Below are 1,652 nucleotides of genomic sequence, written 5' to 3'. Positions count from 1 at the left end.
GTAAGCATTCACGTCCTGCGCATTTCGGGTTCTGTTGATTGCGCTGTGTGATCGTCTCAAGGTGTGCGTCAGTACGCCTGCTGCCGGAGGATCAGGCCGTGGCGGGATCGGGCGGCATCCAGAGTCTGCCAACAAGCGCGTCGCGTAGGACCGTCATGACATCCAGGCCGTGTTTGATCGCGGTGGACAGGTAACCGCGGACCGCGTACCGATGCCGGGTGTGCTGCTCGGAGCGGAGTCTGCCGGAGATCTTCTGCTGGGTCTTGGCTGGTCGCAGGTCGCGTTCGGCCTGGTTGTTCGTGGGCGGGATCCGCAGGTCATGGGCGAAGCGCAAGACATCGTCGGCGCGGTCGCGCAGCACCTCCAGCAGTACGCGGCCGACCGGCTGAGTGACGGTCTTGGCCGGGCCGGGGACACGCCTGACCTCCGACAGGCCGACGGCGACCCCGCCGCGGAACATCGTGGTGAACATTGCCAGCGTGCCCGCCGCGATGGCGTCCCTGCCCTGCTCGCGAGCGAGGTTGGCGGCGTGGATCAACCCGCGCAGCGCCATCTGGAGCTGCCGGGGCCAGCGCGCGCCGGGGTAGGTCTCGGCGCAGTCCTCCAGATCGCGGATCAGGTGCGCCACACACAGTTGGTGATCGTGTATCCCCAGATCGGCGGCGTCGTAGTTCTGGTAGCGGTCGTGCACCACCACACCGGTCGCCTCGGCCGGCATGAACCGTTTGAAGGTATCCAGGTCGCGTCCGCCGAGCATGTACCAGGTCAGCAGCTGGTTGCAGGCAACCAGCAGGTACTTCTTGGCCTTCTTCGGCCCCACCCGGATCGGTGTCTCATCGCAGCACACCACATACGCCAGCGTGAGCAGCGTCCGGATGCGCGCGTTGGCGGCCGCGACCGCGGCGGCGGCCCGGCCGATCAAGCCGTGGACGAACCCGGGCGAGGGCTGCGCGCCGGTCAGTGAGGCCACCAGCTCGGCGCACCGGTGGACCGGGATCGCGTGGACGACCAGCAGATACACGCACCAGGCCTGCAGATTGACGCCACAACTGACCGGCGTGGCGCTCACCCCGTCCGGGCGCGGCGCGGTGTGCACGGCCCCGCACCGGCAGGCCACCGCGTGCAGGTTGTGCTGCAACCGCCGGGCCACCACCAGCGGGATCTCGATCTGCTGATGCCGAGCCGTGACACCCAGATCGGCCGCCTGCGCGAGATCGGCCCCGCACCCACACCAGCCCTGCGGGAAGTACTCGAAGACGTCGTCGTCAGCGACGTCGTCCGACCAGGCCAGCGCCTTACCCTCGGCGCCGGGCTGCTTCCCCGGCCGGCGCCGGCCACCGCCAGAGGCGCGATCCTTCGGCTGCTTACGGCCGGGAAGGTCATCAACAGACGGCGGCATCCCAGAGTTACCGCTGTTGCGCGATACCAGCCGCTCCAGCTTGGCCACGCGTTCCCGCAGCTGAGTGACCTCCGCTTTCAGCGCGGCGTTCTCGGCCATGAGGGCACGCGTCAGAGCGATCAGCTCCTCGCGGGACAGCTCCTCCAGGCCGGACACCCGACGATCACATCATCTGCACGCCGGTTGATCAAAGTGACGGACCGTCACGCATCCGACCGAACCCTTACACCGCGCGCACGACCTGAATACTTAC

The 1,652-nt window shown here is 68.0% G+C and carries 1 protein-coding gene; it reads right to left on the bottom strand.

Translation table 11 applies throughout. The features are described 5' to 3' along the window. Nucleotides 1-91: 91 nt before the first annotated feature. Nucleotides 92-1,555: an IS66 family transposase gene (tnpC, locus tag HHX33_RS34575; RefSeq protein ID WP_182878242.1), complete on the bottom strand. Its 1,464-nt coding sequence runs from the start codon at nt 1,553-1,555 to the stop codon at nt 92-94. Nucleotides 1,556-1,652 lie beyond the last annotated feature (97 nt).

It is taken from the genome of Microbispora sp. H10670 (assembly GCF_014161385.1).
GTDB classification, from domain to species: domain Bacteria; phylum Actinomycetota; class Actinomycetes; order Streptosporangiales; family Streptosporangiaceae; genus Microbispora; species Microbispora triticiradicis.
This window is presented reverse-complemented; position numbering and strand designations above follow the sequence as displayed.